Here is a 23,560-nt window from a genome sequence, read left to right as displayed (position 1 = left end):
TAATTACAGCACCATAAGTAATTATTTGAGTAAGGCTAAAGCCGCTTATAAAAATCAGGAAATACGAATAGCCAATGAACTATCCTTTACTGAATCGTGATCTTTCCTTTAATTTCTTCCAGTTCAGGTTCCAGTTCCAGATATCTTTCCAGTAAAGTGACCTGATTTTTAGCCCGTTCCAGATTATGGCCTTCATACTTCTCCCCATAATAAATATCATTTTGAAGGTAATCTGTCAGGAAGCGGATAACCTGCATATAAATCAAAAACTTTCCGGCATAAGTGAAATAGCTTTTCTCTGTTGCAGTTAATACATCGCCCATCTCTTCCATATACCCATCATATATGGCTTTAAAAAAATCTTTCCTGACATTGATTTTAGTCAGATCTGTTTCTTCTTCATTCGCAGAAGATAAATATGTTCTCATCATATCACCCACATCGCTTATGAAATATCCCGGCATTACCGTATCCAGATCGATGATGCAAATCCCTTTATTTTCCTGGTCAAAAAGAACATTATTAATTTTTGTATCATGATGAATTACCCGCTGCGGGATCTCTTTGTCTTCTACTATCTTTTTATAAGTAGTCACAATATCCGCGTGTTTCATGATGAAAGAAATTAAGTCTTCAGACTTTTCTTTCCGCTGACCAGAAGCCTGTGCTACTGCTACAGTAAACTGATTGAAACGTAAGGTCAGGTTATGGAAATCAGGCAGGGTAATGTGCAATTTTTTAACGTCAAAATCATTTAGTAACCTGGAGAACCTTCCGAATTGCTTTGCGCCTTCATAAGCTTCTTCTTTTTTATTCAATACATTCAGCGAATGAGAATTCTCTACAAAAGGAAATAACCTGAAATATCCTTCTGGTGTTTCCATTAACGAATCGCCGGATAATCCGGGAAGTGCAGAAACAAAAAGATATTCAGGATGTGTTTTACTTAAATAAGACTTCAGTGCAACTATATTCCGGTCTATATCGTGAGGCTTTTTAAAGACAGATTGATTAACCTGCTGTAATATATATCCGTTGGTTGGTGTGGTTATTTTCCAGGTACGATTGATCAGACCATCTCCAAATAATTGTACGTTATTTCCAGCAGTCTCCATTCCGTACAACGGTAAAATTTGATCAAGCATAAATTAAGCGGGTTTATTTTTTCGTAAACTCAAACTTAATCAATTTCGCTATCAGATCGTTGTGCAAACGTTTGTGTAAACTTATTTATCCTTGCTAATGATCAGCTCTGACTCTACAACTACATTATAGTAAGCAGGTTCCGTATCAGAATCACTTTTTGGTTTGTTAATCAGATCCAGTAAAATGTCGGCGGCTTTCTTTCCCTGTTTATAAGGAAACTGCTCTACAGAAGCAATCGGAGTGAAGTCCATATAATTGATCAGTGGCAGATTTGCATAACTTACAAAGTCGATCTCTTTATTAATTTGTATATTTAAAGAACGTGCATAGCGGATCGCAAATAAAGCTACATAATCATTGAAAGTCACGATTGCTGTCGGCTTGCGTTTATGATTCAGGAAGTTATCCATAGACTCAATCGTACCTGCCTCTGTCAAATCACAATTGACCATTAAAGAAGGATCAAATTTTAACCGGTGAGAAGTCATTGCCTTGATATACCCATTTTTTCTTTCTGTGCTGGCTACCAGGTTAGTAGGGCCGTTAATCATACCAATTGTACGGTGACCTTTCTTCAATAAAAAGTTCACGGCTTCAAAAGTACCAGATTCCAGGTTAGAGGCTACAAAATGTATATTCTTTACTGGAGGGATGCGGTCGAAAAATACGATAGGAATATTTGACTTTTTAAAAGCCTCAAAATGTTCGTAGGTATTGGTCGTTTTAGAAACTGAAATCAACAGGCCGTCAACGCGCTGCATCTTCATCTTTTCGATCAGGAGTTTCTCTCTGTCTGCATCGTCATGTGACTGGGCGAGCAGAACAGTATAATTTCTTTGATAAGCGATATCTTCAATCCCACTGATTGCTGCAGAGAAAAAGGATTCAGCCAGTTCTGGTAAAATAACGCCTATCGTATTTGATTTACCTTGTAAAAATTGAATAGCTCTTTGATTGGGCTCATAATTAAGCTCTTTGGCCATCTTTTTTACACGCATTTTTGTGATTAAACCTATGCTGGAATGGTCGTTCAAAGCTCTGGATACGGTCGAAACCGAGATGTCAAGAAGCTTTGCTATCTCTTTGATGGTAGTTGGTTTATCTGACATTTGTTCCAAATGTTACAATTATCTTTTAATATAAGTAATTAAAATGATTAAATAAAAAGCCCCGGCCATTATTGCCAGGGCTAATTGATGCATATCAAATGATAAATTGTTCCGGATCTTCCTAAGGCAGATTACTGAAATCAATCACCGGGTGTGCAGCACCAGTGGAAGGTCTGTTAAAGGTCTGTTTCAGTGCAGTTGCATCACTAAAAAATCCTCCGTTTCTTAAAAAGAACTGGTTGCCATTTACGCCCCCGCCAACATCTTTTCTGTATCCTCTGTTTGCAATATCATCACCCGTAAATTTCATCGCTGTAATTTCTGTCCAGTTACCATTCGTGTCTATTGCCCACTGGTTTCCATAATTAGCTTTTCGTTCTATATTTCCCATTTCCGGATTGAAATTCTCCAGAAAGGAATACAGACTTTTCAATCTGGTATTGGTTGCAGGACGTTCAAAACTTGCAATTAATGTCCAGTTGCCATCGGCAGGTTTAAAATAAGAAGTATAAACCGTCTTGTTCGTTACTGCATCCGGCTGTGCTCTGGTTAAAAAAGTGTAGGTTTTTCCTGCTGCCCATGGATAAATCAGGTAACTCTGGCCACCAGAACCTTCATTACCAAATTCACCAGTATGTACAGCTGTACCTTTTTTGATCAGTTTAATCTTTTTGTCATCTGGTATGGTTGCGGGATCATCCGTAGGGAAAGGACTCCATAGCGAAAACAATACTCTGCGTTCTGTAGCCGAATTGACCTGGATACCGAAGTAACCTTCGCCAAAACCGTTAGACATGAAATAAGAACCAGTCGGATCTGAACCTGCAGGAACATTGATCTCGTTGTAAAACCATTCTACATTATTTTTAATCGCATCAGGAATGGTATAGTTCACATGTACCGAAGGCCCTCTGCGTCCCCAGTAAAAACGGGAATCAATGTTGTCTTTGGCATAAGATACCGTATCGGTTACTGGTTTTCCGCTGATAATCAGATCGGAAACCTCACCAAAATAATCACCTGTTTTACTGATTCCCTGTATATCAAATTTGATATACCCTTTGGCAGTAATATTGAAATTTCCAACTGCTACCGTATCAAATGATGAATTTGATGCTGTTTTAGTGATCGACTGTGTACCCGTTGATACTTTAAACGTACTGTTTCCTGAAGGGACTTTCATTCTTAAAGCAACCGTCACCATACCCGGCTTTTCAGTTCTGAAGTAAACACTGGTCACTGCACCCGCATTGGTCCAGTTCGCGAGGCCGTTGTTATTAATCTGTTCACTCGCAGTAGTTTTTACCCAGGCATTTCCACCTAAGGCAATCGCAATCTTTGGCCCGGTTGCTACAAAATCATTAATCTCTTTGGGCGTTTTCGTGTTGTCTGCTGTATTGGCATCACTTTTTTTACAAGAGGTCCCTATCAAAAGAGATAGGAACGATAAGGATAAAATAATGGTCTTCATAGGTATATGGTTTTAGGTTAAGGATTTTGAACCAGGTTAGGGTTGAGTACAATATCATTCTCTGGAATAAAGAAGATCACACGTGGATCCGTATATGGAATTTGCTGTGTGGTTTGTCCGGATGTCAGGTGAGTACCCGGATAATCTCTGTTTAATGTTTTCTTATTTCTGAAAATATCGAACTTACGCTGAGACTCAAATGCAAATTCCAATCTTCTTTCATCCAGTATCACATCCAATACATTCGTATAACCCATCAGGTTACCTGAAGAAAATAAAGCATTTCCACTTAATCCCGCGCGGCTTCTGATGACGTTAACATCAACCAGGGCATCGTTTGGCCTGCCCAACTGGAAAGCACATTCTGCTCTTGTCAAATACATTTCTGCTAATCTCAAGACCACAGGAGAACTTAAAGTTTCATAGCCTTCTTGAAATGAGTACTTGTTAATGAAGTATTTGGGATAACCATTTCTTTTCTGAAGAACAGGGTTTCCCTGTGCATCTTTCTTAACAGTTCCGTCAGCATTTTTTTCATATTGCGGAACGACAAATGAATTACGTAAATCTTCAGGGAATTTATGAACTAAATCTCTGTAAGATTGTGAGGCATACATTTCACCATAACCAATTGCTCCGCCCCAGTACATCGAACCAATCGCATCATCAAGGCGGTCATCTTTAAGTACATGTCTTATCGCAAAAATGGTTTCTGGATTTCCCTCAGGAACACTCGTAAAATATTTTGAATATCCAGCAGAGGGCAATAGCGAATAACGTCCGCTTTTAATTACCTGATCTGCATAATCAAAGGCATTTTTATAATCTCCCATATACAGATAAACTCTGCTCAATAGCGCTATGGCCACTTCTTTAGAAGCAAAATTATTGTTTTTTGTACTGTTCATTAGCTTGATCGATTTTAGTAAATCGCTAACTACTAAAGCATAAACATCTTTTACCCTGGATCTGGCTGGTAATTCTTTTACATCAGTATTTGTTTTAAGCATCACACCTAAAGACTCACCGTTGTTATCCGTATAAGGCCGTCCGAAGAATTTAACCAGATCAAAATGGATCATTGCTCTTAAAAAATAGTTTTCTCCAAGCAGCTGGTTTCTTACAGGGTCTTCACTTTCCACTACTTTTTCAATAACCACATTGGTACCGAAAATGGCCTGATAACCTTTGCGCCAGAAGTTTTCTGCATTGCCCTGGTTTTTTTGATGCTGATAATTATAAGCATAAAATAAAGGGTCAGTGGTTGTACCACTTAAAGAAACATTATCACTTGCATACTCAGCAAATATGTGGTAATTACGTATATAATAAGGATCCTTGATATAATTATAAGTTCCGATAGTGGCTGATTGAAGTCCTTCAAGCGTGCCTACTACGGTTTCATTAACGATACCACTATAAGGAGGAAGCGTCAGGTCTTTTTTACAGGCTGTAGCAGACACGATAAGCGCCATAGCTACTATTGTTTTATAGCTGTTAGTCATTTTTGTAATTTTTTTTATACTTAAAAACCTATGTTAACACCGAATAATATCTTTTTACTAATCGGGTATTTGGTGCCGCTTACCCCACTCGTATTTGGCGTAGAGAATATAGTAGAAGGATCTAAATCGGCAACTTCCGGATCCATGCCCGAAAACTTGGTGAAAGTAACCAGGTTGTCTGCACTTACATAAACTCTCAGATTTGAAATTTTAAGTCTTTTAGTAATGGCATCAGAGAAACTATAGCCAAGGGTAATATTCCTTAATCTCAAGTAAGAACCATCTTCTAAATATCTGGAAGAAGGTTTATTGGATAATTTATTCCCATTCACTACAGCTTTTGGATGCGTGGCCATATCTCCGGAATTTTCCCATCTGTTCCAGCCATCCTTTAAGAGCATACTGTTGTATTGAGGATAGGCACCATCCGCATCAAATACTTCCCGGTCGGCATTATAAATCTTACTGCCATATACAAAATTGAAGAATGTATTTAAGCTGAAATTCTTGTAAGTAAACTCATTGCCCATACCACCAGTGAATTTTGGTGACGAAGTGCCTACGTATCTTCTCTCTGCAGCATTGTAATTGTTAGTGGTCGTTGTAGTACCATCTGCTTTGGTCATATACCATAATGGATCTCCATTAGCAGGGTCTACACCAGCCCATTCTCTGGTATACCAGGAATTCATATCACGGCCTACTGTAATATTCTGATTAGCGAACCTGGCTACTGGCTGATCCAGGTATAGGTTAGTAACCCTGTTTTTGTTGAAACCAATATTGAAACTCGTATTCCATTTAAAGGCACCAGTAAAGTTTTTAGTACTGAGTTCAATATCAATTCCTTTATTCTTTACGGAACCTATATTTTGCAAATAACTATAAAAACCAGAGGCGGCAGAAAGTGGTACAGCAATGATCAGATCTTTATTGGTACGCTGATATACATCAACGTTTAATTCAATTCTATTCCAGAAACCGATATTAATCCCGGCATTGATGGTGGTAGGGGTTTCCCAGGTTAAATCAGGATTAGCGATTGCTGAAGGGTAACCACCAGGAATATTTGCATACTGAACATCAAAACTATATAAAGGTAATGAGCTATAATCTCCTGTTGGCGTATTACCCGTAACTCCATAACTACCACGTAATTTCAGGTTCGTAATCACACTGGATTTGAAGAACTTCTCGTTAGAAATCAACCATCCGCCCGCAAGAGAGTAGAATAAGCCAAACTTATGATTTGCACCGAATTTAGAAGAACCATCATTCCGCATAGACACCGTTCCAAAATAGCGGTTGTCATAATTGTAATCACCCATGAAAAGCTCAGAAATAAAACGGCTTTTTGATTTTCCGCCTTTTAATAAATAGGCTGTAGCAGTTGAATTTAAAATTTCCAGACCGGGTTGAATGCCATAACCAGTTCCGTCAATATTATCCAAATAATTTTGCTGATACTCAAAGCCAGCTATTCCAGATAAGTTATGTTTTCCAAAGCTATGCGCTGCATTAAATAAATTGGAAGTAAGAACGCTGTTTGAATAATTATATAAATTTCTAAGCTCTCCTGAATTGGCTTTTCCAGTAGGGGTACGGGCATCATTCAGAATTTCTCTCCTGGTATTCGTTGTGGTATATCTATTTGACGTAGCGAAATTTAACCAATCCGTGATCTTATATTCTAATTTCAAATCTCCCGCTAAAGTCTGGCCCCTTTCATTGTCCACATTATAATCATTCAGGTACACGAAATTAGTTTTATCCCTTCCATACCATTGACTTTCATTGTCAATATACCTTGGGCTTCCATCAGCATTGTAAGGACTATCCCATGGCAGATTGGTATAGGCCTGATAAAGTGCCCCGGTACGGTCATCTGTTCTTTTGCTGAAACCTGCATTAACTCTGGTTGTAATTTTAAAACGGTCATTAATCTTATGATCCAGATTAACCCTGAAATTGATATTGTTATAACCTGTGTTAACGAGTGTACCTTTTTCATCGTAATAATCAGCACCTATATAAAAGTGAGTCTTTTCATCACCACCAGAAATATTGATATTCTGACTGTTGGTGTAAGCCTGTTTAAAAGCTTCTTTTCGCCAGTCTGTATTTTCGGGAGTGGAAGGCAGGAATCCGGCTAAATATTCAGCATTTGTTAACGGAAGTGATTTTGAAGTCAGGTAGGCATCAATCTGTTGTGGTGTAGGGTTAGGTGTAGTCGCCTGAAGTTGTTTGATAAAGCTGGCCCTTTTTGCATTGTAATCATTTGTATACAAATAGGTACTGTAATCCAGTAATTGCTGGCCATTCATCAATTGAAAATTACCCTGAGAAGCAGTATTGATCCCGTAAGATCCGCTGTAATTTATACTGGTTTTACCACTTTTACCTTGTTTGGTAGTGATTACAATGACGCCATTCGCTGCCCGTGAACCATACAGGCCTGTTGCACCAGCGTCTTTTAAGACCGTAATAGATTCAATATCTCTTGGATTGGCAGTACCACCAATTACACCATCAACAACAGTAAGCGGCTCCATATTCGCACTAAAAGTACCTGTACCCCTGATGCGTATACTCGGTGTTGTACCTGGTTGTCCTGAAGAAGAAGAAACTGCTACACCCGCTGCCTTTCCCTGTAATAGAGAAGAGGCGCTATTACTGGTTACATCTAAAAGCTGTTTGGCAGATACTGTAGAAACAGAACTCACAATTTGTGACTTGCTTTTTGCGGTATAACCAACCACTACCACCTCATCCATCTGCTTTGCATCAGGCTTAAGGCTTACATTGATTACACTTTTTCCAGCTACGGCAACCGTTTGTTGTACATAGCCAATATAGGTAAATTCTAAAGTGACATCGGTTGTTGCTTTGAGTGCAAACTGGCCATTGCCATCCGTAATAGTACCATTTGCTGTATTTTTAACTTTAACGGAAACGCCAGGCATTGGAAGACCTTGTTCATCCGTAACTTTTCCGGTAACCGGAGTTTGGGCGAAGGTAATAGTCGAACATAAAATAAGTGCTAAAATGGCAATCGCTTTAGTTAATTGATTTAGCGTAAACTGCTTAAGTTTCGCTGACGGTGGGAAAACCCGGTTTAAACCCGGATTAATCGGTTTGTAGAGTTTTGTCATGCAAGATGAAGGTTTAGACTTGGTTAGTAGTCCTTTTGAAAAGATAACTCCGATAGTTATTTCAAAAGGAATGATTGAAGGTATAAAGCAATGCGCCTGTGTATCGAATTTGAAAGGGCTTAAATCCACGCAAACGTTTGATACGTTTCATAGCTGCTTTTGATCAGCAAAAACAAAAAAAACAGGAAAATCAGACGTATTTTTAGTGGATTTATAGTATTGAGTTGCATTTCGGAGATAAAAACTGATTTTTAGCCTGGATTTTTGAATAAAACGATTTTTGTGTGTTGCATTGTGCTTGCACAAACCTCCTGTTTCTGTCCAGGCAAACGTTTGCGTGATAATTGTGAGCTTGTCGCTTCTTGGCTTGAAAGGAAAATTTATACCTTGTAATCCTTAACAAACGGGTTTAACTACGCAAAAACCAACTAACCAAAAATGGACAGGAGAGAAATCTTTAATCTTCTTTTTAAAGGGAGTTCAGTAAATGAACCTATTGTCCCAGAACCAGATCCGGTGCTGGAAACCCCTGCGTATTTAAAAACTGAGCAAGCTATACCAGTCCTTAAAGAATGGACAGATTTACCTGCAGCTGGTCATTTTAACCTGGAGCTTTCTACGGCCTATGCGTTTACCATTAATTGGGATTTAAATTATCCTGTGAAAGCAGTAAACCCGGAACAGATTTTAAGTTTAGGTATTCAGCAAGCTCAAAAAAATGCCATTAAATTAGGAATTAACAGAGAAGGGTATCTTTTTATAGCTAACCTGACTGATCCCAGAATGCTCACCATGGATAAACTACTCACAGGTATTCAATTGGTTTTGACTGTAAACCCACTAGGGCAGGGAATGAGCTTTGCCAAACTGAAAATCATGGACAGTGCCGGACTAACGCTTTCTACTTTAAAAACAATGCAATATACAACCGCAGCATGGGCAGGGGACATGACCTTATCTGCGCCTTCATTTAATCTGCTGCGGATCGAAGGGTTTTGCGAAGCAGCGCCAGCTCAATAAACGCATACACAATTGAAATAATAATATAGCTAACCAATTATCTGAACTAAAAAAATTATGAACAGACGAGAATTTGTAACCTCAACAACGCTTACTGCAGCTGCATTGACGATCCTGCCAGAGAAATCACTTTTTGCCAATTACGCAGGCGAGAAAGTTAAAATTGCAATGATGGGCGTTGGGCTGCGCGGGCAAAATCACCTGGCTTTACTTTTAAAAAGGGAAGACGTTGAAGTTGTTGCAATCTGTGATGTAGATTCAAGAATGCTGGATATGGCTAAAGCGATGATTACCAAGAGCGGAAAGCCGATGCCGAAGATCTTTACAGGTGATAACAATGCCTGGAAAAAAATGCTTCAGTTAAAAGACTTAAAATCTGTTTTAATCGCTACCCCATGGGAATGGCATAAAGCAATGATTATCGGCTCTATAGAAGCAGGAATAAAATATGTGGCTACCGAAGTTATGCTGGGCATTACCCTGCAAGACCATTGGGACGTTGTTCATGCTGCCGAAAAACATGATACGCAGGTAATGATGCTGGAGAATGTTTGTTACAGAAGAGATGTCCTTGCTGTTTTAAACATGGTAAGACAAGGTATCTTTGGAGAAATTCTTCACTTACAAGGCGGCTATCAGCATGATTTGAGAGAAGTGAAATTTAATGATGGGATTAAACCTTATGGTGGTGGAGTAGAATTCAATGAAAAAGGATTCTCAGAAGCCAGATGGAGAACAAACCATTCCGTACATCGTAATGGTGAATTATACCCAACACATGGTATCGGGCCAGTTGCGCAGTGTATCAATATCAATAGAGGGAATAAGTTCCTTAAACTAAATTCATTTGCTACGAAATCCAGAGGCCTGCATAAATATGTCGTGGATAAAGGAGGAGAGAGCCATCCAAATGCAAAAGTTAATTTCAGACTGGGTGATATTGTCACGACGACTATTGACTGTGCAAATGGAGAAACGATCATCCTGCAGCATGATACGAATTCTCCAAGACCCTATTCATTGGGGTTCCGTGTACAGGGAACGAACGGTTTATGGATGGACATCAACAACAGTGTTTATGTAGAGGGTGTCAGCAAACCACATCAGTGGGACAATGCAAAAGAGTGGTTAGAGAAATATGATCACCCACTTTGGAAAAAATACGGTGATGATGCAAAAGGTGCTGGACATGGTGGAATGGATTTCTTTGTTTTACATGCTTTTATTGAAGCGGTAAAACGTGGAACACCTACACCATTAGATGTTTACGATGCTGCAGCATGGAGTGCAATTACGCCTTTAAGTGAGCAGTCTATAGAATTAGGAAATGAAACTATTGATTTTCCGGATTTCACCAGTGGTCAATGGATGACCAGAAAGCCAGTTTTTGCTTTAAATGACGACTATTAAATAATATTACACACCTGATTGAACAATAACAGACCGGTCATGCCCGGCGTGACCGGTCTCGTTTAGCGCTGATTAATTTGTAATTGTTCAGGATATGCTTATATTTGCTGACACGGAAATGGTGTCTTCCGACTTAACCGCCCTGAAAAGCTGATGGCGCCTGCAAAATTAAGCTAATGAACAATCCCGTTCATTGGAATAAATGATTTGTAGGTATATATGAAAACTTTTAACCATCTGATCCGCTGGACACTTTTAATTCTTCCAATTGCCATTACTATTGGTACTGTCGTTGCCTTTTTTCTCTGGTTGCTCTCTGCCGCAATACATTTGCGCTTTGACCATCAATGGTTGCTTTTTTTATTGCCATTTGCCGGAGTACTGATTCATTTGATTTATCAGTCTGTTGGTAAATCTTCTGAAAAAGGGAATAACCTGATCATGGACGAAATTCATCAGACAGGTGGTGGTGTACCCTGGCGCATGGCCCCGGTCATTTTAACCACCACTATTATTACTCATCTTTTTGGAGGCTCGGCAGGCAGAGAAGGTACTGCTGTACAAATTGGAGGTAGTATTGCCGCGGTTTTTGGGAAATGGTTTAAACTGAATGAACAGGATACCAAAATGGTACTCACTGCTGGTATTGCTGCGGGATTTGGCGCTGTATTTGGAACTCCGGTTACTGGGGCAATTTTTGCTTTGGAAGTATTGACCCTCGGAAGGATTAAATACGAGGCATTATTCCCGGCTTTAGTTGCCAGCGTGATTGCTGATTTTACCGTTGCTGCCTGGCAAATTCACCACACTGCCTATCACATTGCCGTTTTGCCTCAAACCCCTTACTTTTTATCTGCTTATCTGCCCATTGATCTTTTCCTGTTGAGTAAGGTGATTGCGGCATCAGTTGTATTTGGGTTAGCCAGTTATTTATTCTCATTTGCTGTTCACGGAGTTAAGCAGGTTTTTTCCAGGCTTTTTACCATTAGCTGGCTCATTCCTGTGGCTGGAGGATTAATTATTATTGGTTTGACTTATCTGATTGGTAAACCTGATTATTTAAGTCTGGGTGTCGATGCTGAATATCCGGGGGCAATTACTATTCCTTCCGCATTTATTCAAGGTGGCACTGATACCTGGAGCTGGCTTTGGAAAACAGTTTATACCACTTTGACCTTGGGGACTGGATTTAAAGGAGGAGAGGTTACGCCTTTATTTTACATCGGTGCAACCTTGGGGAACACTTTGTCCGGATTGCTGAATGCTCCGGTAAGTTTATTTGCAGCTCTTGGTTTTATTGCTGTTTTTGCAGGTGCCACAAATACCCCTTTAGCCTGTACAATGATGGGGGTTGAATTATTTGGCAGCGAGTATACCTTGTTTTTTGCCGTGGCATGTTTTACTGCTTATTTCTTTAGTGGCCATGGGGGTATTTATAGCGCGCAAAGGGCTGCTATTCCTGAAATTCAGGATAATCTGCCGGCTGATAGTGCTGTAAATAGCTTGAAAAATAGTTATTTAGCGCAGAAAATGTCGAGGTATAAAATCCGCCTCAAACAAAAGTAACAAAGTCAATATAAAGATTGATTTGTCCGGTTTAGCAAGGTGTAAATGGCGATATTGCTTCAAGTCAGGAATAACATAAATACGGGTCTTTAAACCAATTGCTGATTAGTATACAACCAATAAATAAACAGATGAACACAAAGATTCTTATTTGCAGCCTGCTTTTAATGGTGGCTGTGACTACAAGTTTTGCACAGACAAAACCACAAAACTTTACCGGGGCGAAAGCAGCATTGAAAAATTATAAAGCGCTATACGTTTTGAATAGCGGGGACGAAAAGAAAATAGCTGGCACGCTTAGAAATATGAAAAATGCACTGGAAGACCCTCGTCTTAAAGGGAAATTAAAATTAGAACTGATTGCTTTTGGAGATGGAGTAGCCGTGTACGCTCAAAATGGAATATTTGAGAAAACATTAAAAGAACTGCAAGCCAGAGGTGTTATACTCGCTCAATGTGAAAATACGCTCAGAGAAAGACATATGGAGAAAAGTACGCTGTTTAATTTTATCAGTTATGTGCCCAGTGGTAATGGAGAAATCATTATCCGTGCCTACCAGGGCTGGGCAGTTGTACACCCATAAATTAGCAGCTGAATTTAATTCTTATCGAGCTGCTCTTCAATACGCTCCTGAAGTTTCTTTTTGTAATCATCGTCCAGTCTGATCTCCCGGTTTACTGCCTGATGGAAAAGCTCATAGACCATTTTATTGATTCCAATACTCTGTTTTTGAAACAGTCTGCAAAAAGAACAGCCAGATAAATGAATGCGCAGTTCTATTTTCTCTCTTAAAGTTAATACAGTAAGTTGCTTTTTCTCAATCAGGAAAGTGGCCTTCCTGCAATTATATATCATATGCTTTAGCTCATTCATATTTTAAATCCAGTTTTTTTGGAGACAAGCTCTCAGGTTAAGTTTTGCACGGTGAATAATCACCCAGAAATTTGAAGGCGTAACCCTCAGTTCTTCACAAATCAGCTCAGTAGACTCTTCATCCATATGTTTCATTGTGAATACCGATAACCATAATGCCGGAAGTTTTTGTATGCACTTCTGCAAAATGGATTTCAGTTCCTTATTCATTAAAGGATCGTTTGTGTCTATACCAAATGGTTCGGGGCAGTGTGATTTTTTCCAATGCCCATCATAAGGATCAAAAAAATCCTGATCCTGTTGTTCCGTATCTAAACTGGTTATGTTTTTTCCCAGGCCAGATGACTTTTTACGGTAAACATCGATGACTTTATTTTTTAATATTGCAGTAAGCCATGTGCGCTCAGAACTTCTTCCTTCAAACTTATGTATACGTTGAAGCGCAGCCAAAAATGTTTCCTGAACGAGGTCCTGCGCCTGTTCTTCCTCATTAATCCGGGTAATCGCATAACTAAACAAATAATCTGCATGATTGGCTACCCAATGCTGAGGATCGAGTATTACAGGCGCTGTGGTTAGTGTTTCTTCGCTATCAGGTATAGACATTGGATAAGGATAAAATACAATAGTCGCATTTTCAGGGGAATCCTTACAAAATATTTAATTTATTATCCCAGTCTTCACAATTAGTTCTCAAAATTAAGGTCTCTGAGTGAATCATTTATTTTAATTATTACAGAGTTAAAACTATTTTAGCCGATTTTTTCTGATTTCAGGAAGCTAAAACAATTTTAAATTACTGAGTAGTTAATTTTTTGTATTAATTTCCGGATTAAAGAAAGCTGGGCTTTTTATCGGGTTACTGCTAAAGAATGATAAAAATTATACATAATATTGATTTGACATTGAACTAAAAATTATTCTGATAAAAGCGGATGTACACAGAAAGACCATACAAGAATGTATTGGAAAGTGACCTGATGGTTCAGGTTGCCGCCGGAGATCAAAAAGCTTTCGCAGAATTATTTGAACGTTACCAGACGTTGGTCTATGATTTTTCAATGAGGCTTACCCGCTCAAAGATACAAGCAGAAGAGATTGTCCAGAATGTATTTATCAGGATCTGGCTCAAAAGAACTCACCTGGTAAATATTGAAAATTTTGGTGCTTATCTAAACCGCGCAACGAGAAATCATAGTTATACCGCTTTAAAGAAAATTGCAGCACAGTCCCTGCGTGAAGTAGAACTTACAGCGCAGGTTATTACCGGTGGAACTGATGCTGAACACTTACTTTTATACAATGATTCTGCTAAAATATTAAAAGCAGCTGTTGATGCGCTCCCTCCGCAACGTAAATTAGTCTATGAATTATGCCACGAACAAGGGCTTAAATATGAGGAAGCAGCAGCGAAATTAAACATATCGCCCGGCACTGTTCATTCTCATATGAAATTAGCACTCAGTGCTATAAGGGCGCATTTTAAGTATATGGATGCCCTATTGCTCGTGCTGATGCTCATGAAGAAATAACACGCATTCCAGCTAAAAATAATTTATTCTGCAACTGATTACCCCGGCTGTGATTCCGGTGAGTCAATAGAACAAAGACAGCTTAATTTATGGCAATTGCGGAAGCAAGATTAAAATTCTTATTCAATCAGTATATGAACGGTTCTGCTTCTGCACAGCAAGAACAGGAGTTGATGCGTATTGTGAATAGTGAAGCGCAAAAAGAAATGCTGCTTAATTTAATGGAGGGTTACCTGGGAGATGAAACGTTTTCACTGGGACTATCAACAGCACAGAAAACAAACATTCTTCAGACTGTTTTTCAACCTGTGCCAACAAAAACCTTATTTTCTTTATGGACAAAAATAGGTGTAGCAGCACTGCTGCTGATGTTGCTGTCAGTTGCCACTTATTTTATTAAAAATCAGGATAAATCCATTGTTTACAGTCAATATAATGGCGAACTGGTGCCCGGTGGCAATAAAGCCACGCTCACCCTGGCTGATGGTACAAAGTTATCCTTAACAGATGCTGCAAATGGAAAGGTTGCCGAACAAGCCGGAATTAGTATCCGAAAAACGGCAGATGGACAATTGCTTTATGAACTGAAAGAAATAACAACGCATCAGGAAACAAAACCCATGCTGCTTTACAATACTATTTCAACTCCCGCAGGCGGCCAGTATCAGTTGATTTTACCAGACGGAACCCATGTCTGGCTGAATGCCGAATCTTCCTTAAGATATCCGGCATCTTTTGCCGCATTCAAGCAGCGCAGGGTAGAGTTGAAAGGAGAGGCCTATTTTGAAGTGGCTAAATTAAAGATCCGGTCTGCGCATATTCCATTTATCGTTGCCAGCAGAAAACAGGAAGTAGAAGTATTGGGGACACACTTTAACATCAACAGTTATGAAAACGAAGATATTTGTGCAACCACTTTATTAGAAGGGCGTGTAAAAGTAAGCCGTCCGGCTGTATTTGAACAAATCTTATCTCCTGGTGAGCAGGCTTTGGCAGGGCAGGAGCTTCAGGTAATTAAGGTTGACCCGCTGACTGCCATAGCCTGGAAAAACGGACTTTTTAAATTTGAAAATGCAAATATTTATACCATCATGAAACAGTTTTCAAGATGGTACAATGTAGATGTCGCTTATGAAGGAAAAATACCCGATAATAAATTTACAGGAGAAGTGTACCGGAATATGGATGCTTCCAAAGCACTCCGGATTTTGAGTTATGCGAAAATAAAATTCCGGGTAGAAACCCCTGATCAGCCTTACGCCAGAAGAAAAATAATAATCACCTCTAATTAACAGGAACCACCTGCTGGCCTGAACCGCCAGCAGCAATAGAACTAACCTTTTACCTAACCAAATTAAACTTATGAGCATGATGAAATACCTACCTTGATGTAGCTACGCTACCAGGGTGGCCGACTAATGAAGCCGGACAATGATTGGACCCATTGCCCGGCAGAAGATTTGAGCCTACCCATCCGATTTTATCGGAAAAATTAATCTGAACCAATTTCTGTATTACTCAAACCCAATCAAAAGTATGAAAATAAATGCTTTTAACCCCGGTATGTCCTTTCGCAGGATATGCCCTAAACTGCTATTGATAATGAAATTAACCACTTTCATCCTCATGATAGCCCTTGTACAGGCAAGCGCCAGCGTTTCGGCGCAGAAAATTAATCTCCATCAAAAAAATAAACCGCTCTCTACTGTCTTAAAGGCCATAAAAGAGCAAACTGGCTATGTATTCCTGAGTAATAACTTTGACCCTGCCAAAGAAATGGTCACGGTCAACTTGCGCGATGCAACAATTGAAGAAGCATTGAAATCTTCTTTAAACAAACTTTCTATTTTTTATAATATAGTTGATAAAACGATTTTATTGTCTAAAAAAGATGTTCTGTCACTCAAGGCAGATCCTATTGTGATCCGCGGAATTGTGACTGATGAGAAGGGGTTGGGGATTCCCGGAGCAGGTATTAAAATCAAAGGGAGCCTGGTTTCCACTGCTACAGATGTGAACGGAAGTTTTAGCATTAACGTACCTTCTGCTGAAGCCGTGCTGATAATCAGTTACGTAGGCTACCAACCACAGGAAGTTACGGTAAAAAGTCAGAGAAACCTGAAAATAAGTCTTTTACCAAGTGATAATGCTTTGGAAGAAGTTGCAGTTGTAGGCTTTGGCACACAACGTAAAGTTTCTTTGATTGGTGCACAATCTACAATCAGTTCCAAAGAACTTAAACAGCCTGTTAACAGTATTACGCAATCACTTTCGGGTAGAATTGCTGGTGTAGTAGGTGTGCAGCGCAGCGGAGAACCCGGCAGGAGCACAGCTGATATCTGGATCAGGGGTATTTCTACTTTTGGCGGAAATTCCAGTGCTCCACTTGTTTTAGTGGATGGTGTAGAGCGTTCTATTGATAACCTTGACGCTGAAGACGTCGAATCTTTCACTGTACTTAAAGATGCCTCTGGAACCGCTGTATATGGGGTAAGAGGTGCAAACGGTGTTATTCTGGTTAAAACAAAAACCGGTAAAGCTGGTAAAACTTCAATTTTCCTGGACTACAATGAAGGTGTAAGTACTTTTACCAGAAGACCGGAAATGGCAGATGGGATCACTTTCATGAATATGGCCAATGAAGCAAGTACAGGCAGGGGATTAGGAGAAAAATACAGCAAAGAATATATTGATAAAACCGCCTCCGGAGTTGATCCGCTGCTTTATCCAAATGTAAACTGGATGAACGAAATATTCAATAAGTACAGCCGCAACCGCAGGGCAAACCTGAATGCAAGCGGAGGGACAGACAATGCACAATATTATGTGTCTCTGGCCTATTACAATGAAACCGGTTTTCTAAAAACCGATCAGCTCTCTCAATATAATTCATCCCTTGACTTTAAACGGTATAATTTCACTTCTAACCTGAACATGAAATTGACAGGGACCACAAAAATGGATCTGGGTATACAAGGCTATGTGTCTACAGGTAATTATCCGGGTGAAAATACAGAAAGCATTTTTGGATCGGCCATGGACATTTCTCCCGTTGAATATCCGGTAATGTATCCAGGAAACTTTATACCAGGTAAAGCCTCCAATGGTGGTTTCAGGAACCCTTATGCTGATTTAACAAGACGCGGTTACCGGACTGAATTTGAGAATCAATTGTATACAAATTTAAGGGTGACACAAGACCTGAAAGGCTTAACTGATGGATTAACAGCCACAGTGATGATTGCTTTTGATACCAAGAACACCAGTAGTGCAAAACGTTCTAAAAGAGAAAGTACTTATTTCCCCGATTCCAGTAAACCTTATAACGAAGACGGAACGTTAAACCTGATTAAAACTTTCAACAGTTCAGGTAACTATCTGAGTTATGAACCAAACAGAGGTGGAAATAGAAAACTGTATAATGAAGCAGCCATTAATTATGAGCGTGCATTTGGAAAACACCGGGTAGGTGGCCTGATTTTAGGCTATACCCAGGATTATACCAATCCTTTTGCCGGTGACTTTACTTCTTCTATCCCGGAAAGATTTGTAGGGATTGCAGCAAGGGCTACTTATTCTTATGATGACCGTTATTTCGGAGAGTTTAACTATGGATATAACGGCTCTGAATTATTTGCCCCGGCAAACAGATATGGATCATTTCCGGCGATTGGCTTTGGCTGGATCCCTTCGAACGAGAAATTCTTTGCGCCTTTAAAAAATGCAATTTCCTTCCTGAAATTCAGATATTCTGTAGGAACAACCGGGATCGGAAAAATCTCCAATGAAAACCTGGTAGGACGACGTTTTGCTTATTTAACGCTCGTAACAGACGGAGCGGCTGGTTACCAGCTGGGTAAAAACTTCACCAATACAGGGGGAATTAACGTAACCGATTACGGGGTAGATATCCGTTGGGCTGAATCCAGAAAACAGGATTTGGGAATGGAAATAAGGACCCTGAATGACAAGCTGAGTTTAATGGTAGACTTGTTCCGTGAAAAACGTACCGGGATATTCTTACAAAGACAATCCGTACCTGGATTTATTGGTTTAGTCAATTCACCTTACGGAAACCTGGGTATTGTAGACAACAAAGGTATCGATGCAACGCTGGAATATAACATGAAAATAGGGCAGGTGGATGTCGGTTTAAGGGGGAACGTGACTTACAACAAAGACGTATTGGTTAACGACGATCGTCCCACTCAAAAATACCCATGGATGAGCCATATCGGCGATAATATTCTATCAAGATATGGATACATAGCAGAAAAACTATTTGATAATCAAGCTGAAATTGATGCAAGTGCGGCTCCGGGATCAAAGAAATTACTGAAGCCTGGCGATATTAAATACAAAGATCTGAATGGTGACGGGTTGATCAATGACTATGATAAAACCTGTATCGGCAGGGGAGATGTACCTAACCTGGTGATGGGTTTTGGCTTTAGTGTTGCCTATAAAGGATTTGCACTCAGCACACTTTTTCAAGCCTTACAAAACTCAGATGTAATGTTGGGCGGATCTGCTATTTATCCATTTAACGGAGGTGGTGGATTGAGTAATGCCTTTAGCAATGTCACTGACCGCTGGACACCTGAAAACCCAAGACAAGATGCTTTTTATCCGCGGTTAGCCTATGGAGAAGATCAAAACTTTAACAATACACAGCCGAGTTCATGGTGGGTCAAAGACAACAGTTTTGTCCGCTTGAAAAGTGCACAGCTGAGTTATAACTTTTCTAAAGAAGCTGCTGCCAAACTACACCTTAAAAATATGTCAGTTTATCTGATTGGAACCAACCTTCTGACCTTCAGTAAATTCAAGCTCTGGGATCCTGAGCTGCTTACAGGAAACGGAACCAGATATCCGTTGACCGCTAATTTGTCAGCAGGATTAAATGTTAAATTTTAAAAACCGGATATCATGAAAAAATATATATGTATACTAAGTATTGCCGCCCTGTTTACCCTTTCTTGTAAAAAAGGATTTCTGGATCAGGTGCCTAATGACAGGTTAACCTTAGATGAAACGTTTTCGAACAGACTGACAGCCGAGAAATTCTTAAATAATATTTACAGCAGTATTCCCGATGAATTCGGACAAAGAAATCCCGGAAGTTCCAATGCCGGTTTATGGACAGGAGGAGCTGATGAAGCCGAATTTACCTGGGGCGGGGTAGCCAGTAATGCTGTAAATATTGGAAACTGGGATGCCAATTCAGGTTTTGTTTATGCCTATTGGAATAATTATTACAGAGGGATACGTTCCGCTACTTTTTTCATGGCAAATATTGAAAAAGTAAAGAATGACCTTTCTCCTCAGCTGATTACGCAGTACCGCGCAGAAGCCAGGGCATTAAGAGCGATGTACTATTTTTACCTTGTCCGTTTATACGGGCCTGTGATTCTTTTAGGCGATAATGTGGTTGCACCGGATGTACCAAGTTCAGAAGTGCAGTTGTCAAGAAGCTCAATGGACGAATGTGTTACATATATTACTACAGAACTGGATGCCGCAGCTAAGGATTTACCAGTTACTCCTGCAAACGACGATAGTTATGGAAGGATAACCAAAGGAATTGCGCTCGCATTCAAAGCACAAACTTTGTTTTTAGCGGCAAGCCCATTGTATAATGGAAACAATGACTTATCTGCCCTGAAAAATAAAGATGGTAAAGCATTGGTGAGCCAGAGTTTTGAAGTCAATAAATGGAAGGTTGCAGCGGACGCCTATAAATCTTTTATTACCCAGTTTGTACCAGGAACTTATGATTTATTTAAAAAGACTGATGCCAATGGTAATTTTGATCCTTATCTGTCTTGCAGAGATGTGTTTTTAACCGATTGGAATAAAGAGGTCATTTTAGCCAGACCAGAATCCTCTTTGTCAGCCAGACAATATGAAATGACTCCTTACCATCGTGGTGCAAATTCGGCATCCAGAGGTGGCGGGGCACTGGGCGCAACGCAAAACCAGGTAGATGCTTTCTTTATGCAAAACGGTAAAAGTATCAATGATGCAGGCTCAGGTTATGTCAGCACTGGCTTTGCGGCAATGGCTACCAAATATACCAAAGCAGGGATTTATAATCCCTGGGTAAACCGTGAACCGCGTTTTTATGTCAATATTACCTTTAATGGAAGTACCTGGCTCAATACAAATGATGGATTGATTACTACAGAGTTATACAATACCGGTAATTCAGGTAAACAAACAGGAGGTAATGACTACAGTACTACAGGCTATGTTGTGAGAAAAGCAATGGGATTGGGGAACTGGAATATAGACAGAAGACCAGTGATCTTATACCGTCTGGCCAATGTTTTTATGGACTATGCAGAAGCTTTAAATGAGGCGAGCCCCGGCGATCCTGATATCCTGAAATATCTGAACTTAATCAGAGAAAGGGCAGGAGTGCCACTTTACGGGTCAGCAGACTTACCTGTTCCAGCCTCACCAACCGAAATGTCGGCAGCATTGCGGAAAGAAAGAAGAGTAGAACTTGCTTTTGAGAACGTCAGATTTTTTGATACCCGCAGATGGAAAATTGCAGAGACGACCGATAATGGGCCCATTTACGGCCTGGATATCAATAAGAACCTTCCGGATTTCTTACAGGTCGTTACTTTTGAAAGCAGGGTGTTTAACAAAAGACATTACCTGTTTCCTATTCCTTCGAATGATGTAAATGTGGATGTAAACCTGGTGCAAAACCCAGGATGGTAAAAATTCACCATAGATGCAGCGGGCAACAACCCTGAGCATGTATATATTAAATTGAACGCCTTAAAATAATAGCGGAGTTTTCTGACTCCGCTATTATTTTATAATCAAAACATTTCATGTCAAAAGGTTTATTTTTGCCGCAGATCATATGAGACATAAAATAAGAAGGCACGTCAGGAAAGCGAAATATATCTTTTATAAAGAAACACTAGTCGATTTCAGAGAACACTTATGGACTTTTATCGGTGCATTTTTGGGCATAGGAATCATTGGATTTATAAACAGCAAATATTTCACAGCCTATGAAAACCTTTTTATGATCGGTTCATTTGGTGCGTCTTCCGTCCTGATTTATGGGATTATCAACAGTCCTTTAGCACAACCCCGGAATTTAATTGGCGGACATGTACTGTGCGCAATTGTGGGGGTTACGATGCACAAGCTAATTCCCGGAGAAGTCTGGTTAAGCGCTGCGCTGGCAGTTTCACTCTCTATAGTAGTGATGCAGATCACCAAAACACTTCATCCTCCGGGTGGGGCTACCGCGTTGATTGCGACTACAGGAACTGCTAAAATCAACGCATTAGGCTATTTTTATGTGTTAAGCCCCATATTTACAGGTGTAATGATTCTGTTTATTGTCGCTGTTATCTGTAACAATGCGACTCCGCACCGCAGGTATCCTGCCAATAAAAACTGGTATAAATTCTGGAGAGGGAAACATAGAAATTCAAAGGCATTGTAAATAATTGAGCACAGTTTTCAGCTCTTCATTGCTCTTTTTAATACGGTCAAGGGCGGTTTTGCCGTTTTAGATTTATCAAAAATTAAATAATATTGCATTACCATGTATCAGGAGGTTTTAGACCATATCGAAAAGTATGTACAGTTAGATCCCAGACAGCAGCAGCAATTCTGTGAAAAACTGGAGTGCATCAAACTGAAGAAGAAAGAGTTTTTACTTGAGCCAGGCAAACTATGCAAGGGGAATTATTTTATTGTTAAAGGCTGTGTACGTCAATTTCTGATCAATCAGAAACTTAATGAACAAATTATCCATTTTGGTATTGAACATTGGTGGATTGCAGATCAGGACAGCTTATTGAATAATCAGCCTTCTGCGTGTTATATCCAGGCTATAGAAGAAACTGAATTACTTTTGATCCGGGAGAAAGAACGGATTAGTCTTTTTAAGGAAATTCCGCCTTTAGAAACTTATTTCAGGATCATGATGCAGAAATCATTTGTAGCCTCTCAGCGCAGAATAGGATTCATCTTTAACCTGACTGAAGAAGAGCGCTACCGGCATTTCTCTAAACTCTATCCTGGTTTCGTTCAACGGGTTCCGCAATATATGCTGGCTTCTTATCTTGGTTTTACGCCGCAGTTTTTAAGCCGGTTACGCGCTAAAAAAGATTTATAATTTCTTAACTACAGTTCATTTTTTTGAGCCCTTGTGTTCCTGATATTTGTTTTAACCTTTTTAACTATCAATCGGTTATCAAAAAAGGATCATCTCAAAAAACAAAGATATGAGCAACAGAATTAAAATCAACGAAGTACTACCAGCAGGATACCGGGCTATACTAGCCCTTGAAAAATACATTGAAAGTACCAGCCTGACTCCTATACACAAAGAGCTGATCAAAATCAGGGCCTCACAAATTAATGGATGTGCTTTCTGCATTGACATGCATACACTGGATGCACGTAAGGCGGGGGAGACTGAACAAAGGATCTATGCACTTTCTGCATGGCGTGATACCCCTTTCTTTGATGAAAAGGAGCGCGCCTTATTAGCTTTGACCGAAGAAATTACTTTAATTAGTAACCACGTATCTGATGAAACTTATAAAAATGCAGCAGGTGTTTTTGAGGAAGCTTACCTGGCTGAAATTATCATGGCGATCATTACCATTAATGCATGGAACAGAATTGGGGTCACCACAGAATTATCACCTGCGTTGTGTTCTTAACAGCCATAAAAAACGGCAAGGGTCCTGTAATACCTTTGCCGTTTTTACTGTTTGATTAAAAGCCGTT

At 39.7% G+C, this 23,560-nt stretch carries 18 protein-coding genes and 1 riboswitch; of the genes, 11 read left to right on the top strand and 7 right to left on the bottom strand.

Annotated elements, in window-relative coordinates; all coding sequences use genetic code 11:
* Positions 1-86: 86 nt before the first annotated feature.
* The 5 genes from AY601_RS12860 to AY601_RS12840 all read right to left on the bottom strand — a co-directional run bounded on the left by AY601_RS12860 (position 87) and on the right by AY601_RS12840 (position 8,383).
* Positions 87-1,145, bottom strand: a complete 1,059-nt coding sequence (locus AY601_RS12860) for a phosphotransferase enzyme family protein (protein ID WP_068401683.1) — start codon at positions 1,143-1,145, stop codon at positions 87-89.
* A gap of 81 nt (positions 1,146-1,226) precedes the next feature.
* Entirely contained in the window at positions 1,227-2,255 is a 1,029-nt protein-coding gene (locus AY601_RS12855; protein WP_068401680.1) for a LacI family DNA-binding transcriptional regulator, read from the bottom strand.
* Between the two features lie 121 nt (positions 2,256-2,376).
* Positions 2,377-3,726, bottom strand: a complete 1,350-nt coding sequence (locus AY601_RS12850) for a DUF3472 domain-containing protein (RefSeq protein WP_084359241.1) — start codon at positions 3,724-3,726, stop codon at positions 2,377-2,379.
* 17 nt (positions 3,727-3,743) lie between these two features.
* Positions 3,744-5,231 carry a RagB/SusD family nutrient uptake outer membrane protein gene (locus AY601_RS12845; protein ID WP_068401675.1) on the bottom strand — a complete coding sequence of 496 codons (1,488 nt, stop codon included), beginning with the start codon at positions 5,229-5,231 and terminating at the stop codon, positions 3,744-3,746.
* A gap of 20 nt (positions 5,232-5,251) precedes the next feature.
* The gene (locus AY601_RS12840) at positions 5,252-8,383 is read right to left on the bottom strand and encodes a SusC/RagA family TonB-linked outer membrane protein (protein ID WP_068401671.1); all 3,132 of its coding nucleotides are present in this window, start codon (positions 8,381-8,383) and stop codon (positions 5,252-5,254) included.
* Between the two features lie 438 nt (positions 8,384-8,821).
* Between AY601_RS12840 and AY601_RS12835 the strand changes: the two genes are divergently transcribed.
* The 4 genes from AY601_RS12835 (at position 8,822) to AY601_RS12820 (ending at position 12,963) form a co-directional block, all read left to right on the top strand.
* Entirely contained in the window at positions 8,822-9,403 is a 582-nt protein-coding gene (locus AY601_RS12835) for a hypothetical protein (protein ID WP_068401668.1), read from the top strand.
* A gap of 57 nt (positions 9,404-9,460) precedes the next feature.
* Complete coding sequence (locus tag AY601_RS12830; RefSeq protein WP_068401665.1) at positions 9,461-10,813, top strand: Gfo/Idh/MocA family protein; 1,353 nt, start codon at positions 9,461-9,463, stop codon at positions 10,811-10,813.
* A gap of 105 nt (positions 10,814-10,918) precedes the next feature.
* A riboswitch (Fluoride riboswitch) is annotated at positions 10,919-10,983 on the top strand.
* Between the two features lie 49 nt (positions 10,984-11,032).
* A complete protein-coding gene (locus tag AY601_RS12825) occupies positions 11,033-12,379 on the top strand; it encodes a voltage-gated chloride channel family protein (RefSeq protein WP_068401663.1) in 1,347 nt (448 codons plus the stop codon).
* A 131-nt stretch (positions 12,380-12,510) separates the two neighbouring features.
* A complete protein-coding gene (locus AY601_RS12820; protein ID WP_068401659.1) occupies positions 12,511-12,963 on the top strand; it encodes a DsrE family protein in 453 nt (150 codons plus the stop codon).
* 14 nt (positions 12,964-12,977) lie between these two features.
* Here AY601_RS12820 and AY601_RS12815 read toward each other — a convergent pair whose 3' ends face one another.
* Together AY601_RS12815 and AY601_RS12810 are read right to left on the bottom strand one after the other, a co-directional pair.
* Positions 12,978-13,235 (bottom strand): hypothetical protein, encoded by a 258-nt coding sequence (locus AY601_RS12815; protein ID WP_232324588.1) that lies wholly within the window; start codon positions 13,233-13,235, stop codon positions 12,978-12,980.
* Between the two features lie 21 nt (positions 13,236-13,256).
* Positions 13,257-13,859, bottom strand: a complete 603-nt coding sequence (locus AY601_RS12810) for a sigma-70 family RNA polymerase sigma factor (protein ID WP_068401655.1) — start codon at positions 13,857-13,859, stop codon at positions 13,257-13,259.
* 329 nt (positions 13,860-14,188) lie between these two features.
* On the opposite strand from AY601_RS12810, the gene AY601_RS12805 reads away from it, so the two are divergent.
* The 7 genes from AY601_RS12805 to AY601_RS12775 all read left to right on the top strand — a co-directional run bounded on the left by AY601_RS12805 (position 14,189) and on the right by AY601_RS12775 (position 23,493).
* The gene (locus AY601_RS12805; protein ID WP_068401654.1) at positions 14,189-14,785 is read left to right on the top strand and encodes an RNA polymerase sigma factor; all 597 of its coding nucleotides are present in this window, start codon (positions 14,189-14,191) and stop codon (positions 14,783-14,785) included.
* 89 nt (positions 14,786-14,874) lie between these two features.
* On the top strand, positions 14,875-16,077 hold the full coding sequence (locus AY601_RS12800; RefSeq protein WP_068401651.1) for a FecR family protein: 1,203 nt from the start codon (positions 14,875-14,877) through the stop codon (positions 16,075-16,077).
* A 310-nt stretch (positions 16,078-16,387) separates the two neighbouring features.
* On the top strand, positions 16,388-19,702 hold the full coding sequence (locus tag AY601_RS12795; RefSeq protein ID WP_232324587.1) for a SusC/RagA family TonB-linked outer membrane protein: 3,315 nt from the start codon (positions 16,388-16,390) through the stop codon (positions 19,700-19,702).
* Between the two features lie 12 nt (positions 19,703-19,714).
* Positions 19,715-21,517: a RagB/SusD family nutrient uptake outer membrane protein gene (locus AY601_RS12790; RefSeq protein ID WP_068401649.1), complete on the top strand. Its 1,803-nt coding sequence runs from the start codon at positions 19,715-19,717 to the stop codon at positions 21,515-21,517.
* A gap of 148 nt (positions 21,518-21,665) precedes the next feature.
* Positions 21,666-22,262, top strand: coding sequence for an HPP family protein (locus AY601_RS12785; RefSeq protein WP_068401646.1), 597 nt, complete (start codon positions 21,666-21,668; stop codon positions 22,260-22,262).
* A gap of 102 nt (positions 22,263-22,364) precedes the next feature.
* Positions 22,365-22,940: a Crp/Fnr family transcriptional regulator gene (locus AY601_RS12780; protein ID WP_068401643.1), complete on the top strand. Its 576-nt coding sequence runs from the start codon at positions 22,365-22,367 to the stop codon at positions 22,938-22,940.
* Between the two features lie 109 nt (positions 22,941-23,049).
* Complete coding sequence (locus AY601_RS12775) at positions 23,050-23,493, top strand: carboxymuconolactone decarboxylase family protein (protein ID WP_068401638.1); 444 nt, start codon at positions 23,050-23,052, stop codon at positions 23,491-23,493.
* The last annotated feature ends 67 nt before the right edge of the window (positions 23,494-23,560 follow it).

The organism is Pedobacter cryoconitis, from assembly GCF_001590605.1.
In the GTDB taxonomy this organism is placed as follows: domain Bacteria; phylum Bacteroidota; class Bacteroidia; order Sphingobacteriales; family Sphingobacteriaceae; genus Pedobacter; species Pedobacter cryoconitis_A.
This window is presented reverse-complemented; position numbering and strand designations above follow the sequence as displayed.